6 protein-coding genes are annotated in these 7,848 nt (G+C 37.3%); 3 read left to right on the forward strand and 3 right to left on the reverse strand.

The annotated features are described in order from the left end of the window. Nucleotides 1-117: 117 nt before the first annotated feature. A complete protein-coding gene (locus ATH1_RS0113465; RefSeq protein ID WP_010422656.1) occupies nucleotides 118-339 on the forward strand; it encodes a hypothetical protein in 222 nt (73 codons plus the stop codon). 160 nt (nucleotides 340-499) lie between these two features. Here the strand turns inward: ATH1_RS0113465 and ATH1_RS0113470 are convergent, their stop codons facing one another. From ATH1_RS0113470 to ATH1_RS0113480, 3 genes are read right to left on the reverse strand one after another with little or no spacing between them, the layout of a single operon-like run. Then, nucleotides 500-958, reverse strand: coding sequence for a peptidase associated/transthyretin-like domain-containing protein (locus ATH1_RS0113470; protein WP_139035424.1), 459 nt, complete (start codon nucleotides 956-958; stop codon nucleotides 500-502). A 7-nt stretch (nucleotides 959-965) separates the two neighbouring features. Beyond that, nucleotides 966-4,850, reverse strand: coding sequence for an RHS repeat-associated core domain-containing protein (locus ATH1_RS19515; protein ID WP_029164124.1), 3,885 nt, complete (start codon nucleotides 4,848-4,850; stop codon nucleotides 966-968). Then, nucleotides 4,844-5,341: a hypothetical protein gene (locus tag ATH1_RS0113480; RefSeq protein ID WP_029164125.1), complete on the reverse strand. Its 498-nt coding sequence runs from the start codon at nucleotides 5,339-5,341 to the stop codon at nucleotides 4,844-4,846. The genes ATH1_RS19515 and ATH1_RS0113480 overlap by 7 nt, the downstream gene beginning before the upstream one ends. 816 nt (nucleotides 5,342-6,157) lie before the next feature. Between ATH1_RS0113480 and ATH1_RS0113490 the strand changes: the two genes are divergently transcribed. Both ATH1_RS0113490 and ATH1_RS0113495 read left to right on the forward strand, forming a co-directional pair. Further along, on the forward strand, nucleotides 6,158-6,616 hold the full coding sequence (locus ATH1_RS0113490) for a Spi family protease inhibitor (RefSeq protein ID WP_010422661.1): 459 nt from the start codon (nucleotides 6,158-6,160) through the stop codon (nucleotides 6,614-6,616). 12 nt (nucleotides 6,617-6,628) lie between these two features. After that, on the forward strand, nucleotides 6,629-7,600 hold the full coding sequence (locus ATH1_RS0113495) for a C10 family peptidase (protein ID WP_010422662.1): 972 nt from the start codon (nucleotides 6,629-6,631) through the stop codon (nucleotides 7,598-7,600). Nucleotides 7,601-7,848 lie beyond the last annotated feature (248 nt).

Raw genomic sequence — 7,848 nt, forward strand, 5'->3', positions numbered from 1 at the left:
AGGACTAAATTTAACTTAACGAGTGGTCCTGTTTTTTGGGAGTATTATAAATATTATTGATACCATGCTTACTAAACGTAAGTTTAAGGACTTCTTTAATAAAAATATTGCTGCGCTATGATTATCGAACTTTTTAAAACGATTCCGGATAGTGAAACTTTTATTTTTGGATTTATAATCATAATTGCTGCTACTACAAATTTTAAAGCTGCAGCGGCTTATGCTCTCGCCAAAGAGAAGAATGAAATAACAATTAACAACGTGTACTTTACCAGATTTATTGGGATAACTGCACCGTCAACTTTTATTATTTTAGGCGCTCTTTGGGGATTATTATAGAAAATGCCCGAAACTTGACCGAGCATTTTTATTTGATGTAAATAGTATCGTTTTATGGATTACGATTGCCCCTCTGCTAGGGCAGTTGCAAACTGCCGGTTAGGATTCGACTTAATTTCAAATTAAGCCGAGCAAAAAGCAAGCTACAGATAGCGGGGCGTTAATTATCTTCCAGATAAAGGGATTCAAACTCGCGATTATAGCACGCATATTCAGTTTCAAATATACCTTTCTCAAAAGCTTGTTTATGTATCTCAGAAAGCTTTTTATATCTTTTCTTCCTCTTCCTTTCAGCACGTTTTAAACTCATGAAGTCATAATTATAGATGCCCATCATTACAACCTCAATTCTATCACATTTATCTACAAGTTCTATACTTGTTGATTCCATTCCAACAAATACAAACATTATCTTTTTCTCCGTAATAGGGATATCTATTAAGAAAAAGCCATTTGCATCTGTTCTACCAACTTCAACTGTGTCATTAATCATAATTGACACTTGAGGTAAAGTTTCAAAATCCTCAGAAATCAACCTGCCTTCAATTGTTTTAGTCTGAGAATAAAGACTACTCATTGAAGTCCCGATTACAATAAATAGGATTAATAACTTCTTCATTCTGATATTATCTTTTAGGATTATAAAGATGAGTATAATCATATTCATCTGGTTTTATCTGACCTGGAATTCTTCTCAATATAAGGAATCTTGCATTAAGCAAATTAGGTTTCTGATTTTGAAGATTTTTATAGTCCTGCGAAATTTCGGGCGAAGATGCAGTAGCACCTAAACTGCCATCAGGATGAGTATGAAAAACTTGTGAGATATTATTTGAAGTGTACTGAACTCCAAATTTTCTTGCTAACTCATAACCAGTGGTCGATTTAGATTCTGTCCTTGTGTTATTTTGATATTTCCCTAGTACCATATCTGTAACCTTTCCAGAAGTGCTATATGAATATGCTATACCAGATATCTCTTTCCCAAGATACTCTGAAAGCCCTAATGTAAAGGATTTAATGCCAGCTTCTGTTGGTTGTCCTTCTCCTCCTACTTCAAATAAGTTGTCATTTTCCTTAAAATTCATTCCGTCAGATAGAATACCTTTTTCAATATCTCCAAATGCCACCTTTGCTTCTCCATTCTTCTTATACTTTACTTCTCCTTTTCTATTTGTTTTTAATATCCTATCAGGGTCATCATTTGCCTCACCTACTTGAGTAACATCCCCAGTTTTTTTGTCGAAAGTATAATCGGTCAATCCGTTAGGGTCAAAACGTAAAATTGGATTATTTAATACATACGCATAAGGTGACCACTCCATACGCCTTTCCGCCAATGGGTCAACACCATACCACATACTAATCCTCGGGTCATAATACCTGGCACCGTAATAATAAAGCCCTGTTTCCTCATCCAATTCTTTTCCGTTGAAAAGATAGGAAGTGTATACAGCATCGGTGCGTTCCTCAATAAAAGTCTCTCCAAACGGGAAGTACTCCATGTGTTGGTAAACTTCCCCGGATACATCGGTAATATACGAAGAACTACCCAAATGATCGGGATGGTAATAGAATTGAAGATTCTCTACTTTGTTACTCGGTTCTTCATCGTAATCCGGTTGGTTCGGATTTCCGCCTCCGGCATTAACTAAATCCTGATTGCGGTAATACTTTTTCAATCGTCCGTAAGGTACTTTACCACTCTTACCTGCGGTAAATACAGCGCCGTCTAATCCTAGCTCCTCAAAATTGGCATAAATAGCCTCTTTTAAGTCTTTGCCTTTTAGGTCAAAATCTATGGTTCCACCACCTGCAACAGTATCCTTGGGGTTTAATAGGTACTGGTATTCACCCATTTCACCTAATTTAGAAACAATACGTTGCCCTTCAATGTAAAAGTGCTTGGTGAACTTCATGTTGGTTACTACCATATATGGGTTAACATACATGGTGTAGTTACCAACTGTACCGCTACCGCCCATGGGAAAGCCGTTGATATAAATAGCTTGTCCGTCTCCGGTACTTTTAATGACACGCTCACCGGAAGCATCGTACAAATAATGATGGGTTTTACCGTTGTCCGCAATGGCACGTATGCGGTTTTCTTCGTCCCAAAGGATATCTCGCCTGTTGTTGTTCTTGGTGCTTTGCCAACCGGTAGTGTTACCATTGGCGTCGTAGGTATAAATATTCTCCCCAATCTGGCTTGGTGCATGTGGTTTGTCACCTTCGTACTTATATTCCAAATCGTAGGTTGTTTTATGGCGAGGTCCCCATGTGGTTTCGTCATACTCCTTTCGTTGATGCAATTGGTTCTTGTGTAAAACACGTCCGGTTTCGGAGTATTGCATATCCATTGAGTAACGATGCTGGTGACTGATATTTTGATAGGTACCACTTGCATTGGTCAGGCGATACAAATCATCGTACATATAGTTGTATTCAAAATTACCACCTTTCTTGTTTTCCGTTGGTATAGGTGCTACACTCTTGAGTTTGGTAATGTTATTTACCGCATCGTAGGTGTAGGTATTGTTCATCATGGCTCGTTCGCTTGAAGTGTTGGCCTTAATATTGTGCAGCCTTCTTCTGTCTTCTTCGTACTCGTAAGTGGTTTCCGTACCATTACCGTAGGAAATGAAGGCCCGGTCTTCAAATTTATCGTAGCCTATTTGTGTGAGGTAATTGTAACGATGCCCTTTCTTTTTACCGTACATACTTTTCAACAGACCTCCGGTATTATAAGTATAGGTGACCTCTTCGCCATCAGGATATGTCATGGTTTTTAATCGGTTCCATGTATCATACTCCCACTCAGTGGTAAAGGTATAAATATCTTCATCAGGGACAATAATTGTTCGAGTGTTTTTTACAATCTCACCCAATGGCCCGTAGAAAAACTCCTGTGCTCCTGTTCCATCTTCCTGCAAAACAATACGTCCTGCACGATTATTTTCAGCACCAGGTTCTCCATATTCAAAATGTACATTGTTAAATTCATTTTCGGGATAAATGATGTTGGTTAAACGGTTATATTCATATTCATAGGTAATCGGTTGCTTGTTTTCACGCAGGTTGGCTGTCATTTGCGTGAGCATATTACCTGCTGCATCATAGGTGTACTCTGTCAAACCTGCATCCGGGTGCAGTCGGCTTAAACGTCTGCCCAGCATATCGTAAGTTGAAACCGTTGTGTTATCCTCGGCATCCGTTACACTCACCAGTTCGTTAATGGCATTATACACAAAACTTGTCCATATATCGCCGGGCGCTTTTACGGCGGTCTGTCGCCCTTTTACATCGGTAAAGCTTTCGGTGGTAATGCCGTTGGCATCGGTTACTTGAGTCATAAACTGTGAGTTGCCGTCACGGTCTTCCCCAAACCCATAGAAGGTTTTCGTTTTAGCACCATCGGGCAGGGTAGTAATCAAGACCCTGTCCAGCACATCGTATTCCACAGTAGTTGGCTTTACCTTGTCAACTTGTGTATTAAATGTTCCAATGCTGCCTTTATCTTCGCTTACCGGGTAGTAGGAGGCAACACTACGCCCAAAAGCATCGTATTCTACTTTACCTGAAACCAACATAACTTCATTATCCCCGGCATCCTTGCCTTTAAAAACAGCCCCGTCTTTTTTTGTTTGTAATACTCTTCCCAGTCCATCAATAAAAATAGCAGTTTCAATGGGGTTTTCAGGATGTTCCGGGTCGTAATGCTGGGTTTGAGCCCACGGAATATTATCATTTGGAAAGTATTTAAAACGAATGGTATAATCCTGTCCGTTTTCCAACTCATAGGGTCCAATTATATCGGTTATACGTCCCAATTCGTCAATTTTATAAACGGTCTGTTTACCATTGATATCGGTGGTGCTTAATACCTGCCCAAACTTGTAATCGTAAGTGGTGGATGAGCTGTATTCGTATGCATCCCTTACGGCAGTTACATAGCTATGTATCGTATTATCGTAGTCGTAGGCAAAGTAAAAACGCTCTCCCTTGTAGTTGGCAGGGCGCACAATACTGTCAAGGTTACCATAGTTGTCGTAATACAGGTCGTAAATGGCATCTGTTTTATCACCTTTTTGTGTGATTTGGGTAATCTTACCTGTAGCATCATCAATCATAGTATTGCGCTGGCGGAAGATTTTACCGCTGCCTTTTACCGTGATTGATTTAGGAACAGACAAGATGTTTTTGTCCGTGACCTCATGGTAATCTATAATGGCAGAAATATCATCATCAGTACCTTCATCGCCATAATCCACATATTTACGCACATTTCCATAACTGCCATATTCAAAAGTGGTATAGGTCGATTTTTGAGCTTCTTCAGCCCCTTCGTAAAACTTTTTGGTAGTTTTCACCAGAGCAGGGAAGGCAATAGTAGAAGGAGCTTTTTCTGCACCATTGGTCAAATCAACCATATTGCGGTCTTTCAGCTCGTACTCGTTGATGGTTTCTACATATTTCTTGCCATTGCTATCCTCAATGGTTTCGTTTAACAATAACCCTTATATACTGAAATTGTTGGGTTTCCTTCTTTGTCATATACATTTTTAAAATCATCATCTTCGGATTCTGAATAATAAACATGAGGCAACCAATCAACTTTATTCCAGTCAATATTGGTGGATGTGCTAAGTTTAAAACTAAGATTATTAAGCCTTTCAACACTTACAGACTCGTTAATGCTATAGTCGCCTGAATCATTCCATTTAAATGATTTTGAAAATTCAGTAACAGCATTACCGTCTTTATCTGTTTTTACAATTTCCAAAACAATATCATCGGTTGTTACTTCTTTGTGGAATACCCCATCAATACTGACAACTCCCTTATAGGGTGCTCCAATTGACTGATGTCCGGAAACAATAAAATCTTCAGCAGCTACATATTTATATCTTGTTTTATTATTGGCATTAACGACATCCTCTGATTCATTCAAATAAACAATTTCAGGATTCCAATTTACTTTATCATATAATCCGTCAAACACAGATTGTACCCGAAAATAAATTTGGTCACCTTTTTTTACTGACAGGCTTTTAATATCCGGAGTATAAATCCTAAAACTTTTTGAATGTTAACTTTTTGTCCGGTAAACATATTTTCTTGTTATCTGACAAAGAACATGACAAAAAGTCAAATTAAAAACTTAATTAACAGAAAGTTATCAACAATCAGGCAGTTTAATGTTGATACGTAACAGAGAATTAGAAATTGACAATAAAAATCTTTCGACCACCCCTGATTTGCAATTCACACGGGTACTATTTGCAGGTTTGTAATCTGCCAACTGAAGAAAATTTGCCGGTAGTTAGCTACTAAAGGACAGTCTGTATTTTTTGATTGCAAATCCACTCCGTCTGATAGTTATATTTTCTTCCATTGTGTTTATATTTGATGAGGCTATTGTGAAAAATGTATTGTTAAATCTTCCTTAATATTTTGTTTTATTTTGGACTTTATTTTTTTTTCTTTCTATATTTGAATTCGTAATCTTAAAAGTCCGTTTCAAATGTTAACCCGGAACCCCTATTCTGCTTACGAGTTTTGTTGTTTTGACAGCAATTCTTTGTTTTCTGTAATTCTTGCTCCCAAAGGAGAATGGTTTTGCAGGTTCTTTTCTAAAATTCATTATCCGCTTATTTCTATCCTGTTTTTACAGGAGAAACTCATTTTATCTTTTATTCTTTTCTGTTTAATATTTTCAGTTGAATTATAAAAAAATCCCATCCTCCGATTCGGAGAATGGGACATTTATTAAAACTATTTATTAACGGGGTTGCAGCCCCATCAAAAATGTAAAGTTATGAAAAAAACTAATTGTTTGGTGAGTTCCTTTATTATTGTACTCACTTTGTTTAGTTGTTCTCAATTGGATTTTGATGAGGAGTTAAAGTTGAAATCCAGTGAAAAAGTTGAAAATTCAGAATTAAACTGGGATGTTGGGCTCGAAAGCGTGAAGATTTTTGTTCGCATTTTGAACAATTCGGAGAGTAAGGATTCACTGTCTTTTGAAATTGAGCCAGTTGTTTATTCGGGTGATACTTTGCTTTATGTAGTAAATTATGCTAAAAACAAAGGCTGGTTAATTGTTTCCGGAGACAAACGAACAGAAAGTATTTTGGCCACTTCGGATGAAGGAGAATTTTCTTTTGAGGAAGCCAATCCGGGAGTACTTACATGGCTGGATGCGTTATCTGAGGATATTTTAGCCTTGAAACAATCGGATTATGTGGATACCACGTCTGCTGATTATGAACTTTGAAATAATATTGAGTTGTATAATAACCCTCTGAAAAGAGCAATTGCTGATGAATATGAGGGGTATTGGGAATTGTCTTATATTGAAACAGAAGTTCTTCCGACAATCCGAAAAGGACCTTATATTCAGACTAAGTGGGGACAGGGATTTCCTTGGAATGAAGTAGTTCCGTTTACACAAGACTTTTCTCAACGCTGCTTGGTAGGTTGTGTGGCTGTTGCAGGAGCACAGATGTTGTATTATTTGAATGGGAGAATTGGCTTACCTGGAAAAATGTATAGTAAGGGAGAATGTTACGGATGGTCAAAAAATGAAGATGGTTTTTTGGGCAAAGGATCAAGTTATGGTTTTTCATTTAGTGAGCCGAGTTCTACAGTTTGGAGTAAAATGGCGAAAACGAACCCTCGAAAATCAACGATTGAATCAAAATATTCTGCAATATTAATGGGTTGGGTTGGGAATTGTATTAATATGAAGTATGGAGAGGAAGAGTCAGGTGCTCAAACTGAGGATATTGTTGGTTTTTATAATTCATTGGGTATCAGTTGTGCTTTTGAGGGGTATAATAGTTCAAAAGTCTTGACTAGTCTTAATTCCAATATGCCAGTAATTGCCAGAGCTAATGCAACAAAAAGGGAGCATAGGTTTATTATTAAATGGTATACTGATTATAAGGATGGACATGCATGGATTATTGATGGTTATGAAAAACAGAGGAAGCAATACACATATCATTATACCTGGGTCAATTCTGAAGACACTGATAATCCTCAATTACTTCCATTAAAAAGCAGCCAATTGCGACCTGCTTTACCCAAAACTAAAACGTCCACTTCAATTTCAAGTACTACGTATTTGAGGATGAATTGGGGTTACAATGGTAGTTATGATAATAATAAATATACATTATCAGGTGATTGGAGAACTTCCTCTGCCACTAATTTCCAATATAAAAGAGAAATAATTGTAGGATTCAGAAAAAAATAGATACAGTCCATAACTATAATAATTTCGAAATCGAGGTTGTCCGAAACGTCTAAATTTAATGTCACTTTGAGCTTGTAGGAGAATTTGTTAAACAGATTTTATACTGCGATCAGCATGACACTGTTTTTGTACTTTATACTTTTGGGGCGGCCTCATAAAAGGAATAGTATGATTTTTCAAGTTTGTTTTAAATTTACAACGGAACTTCCTGTCTAATTTTATCGGCAAATCACAGCACTCCCACTGCC

It is taken from the genome of Anaerophaga thermohalophila DSM 12881 (assembly GCF_000191885.1).
Classification (GTDB): Bacteria; Bacteroidota; Bacteroidia; order Bacteroidales; family Marinilabiliaceae; genus Anaerophaga; species Anaerophaga thermohalophila.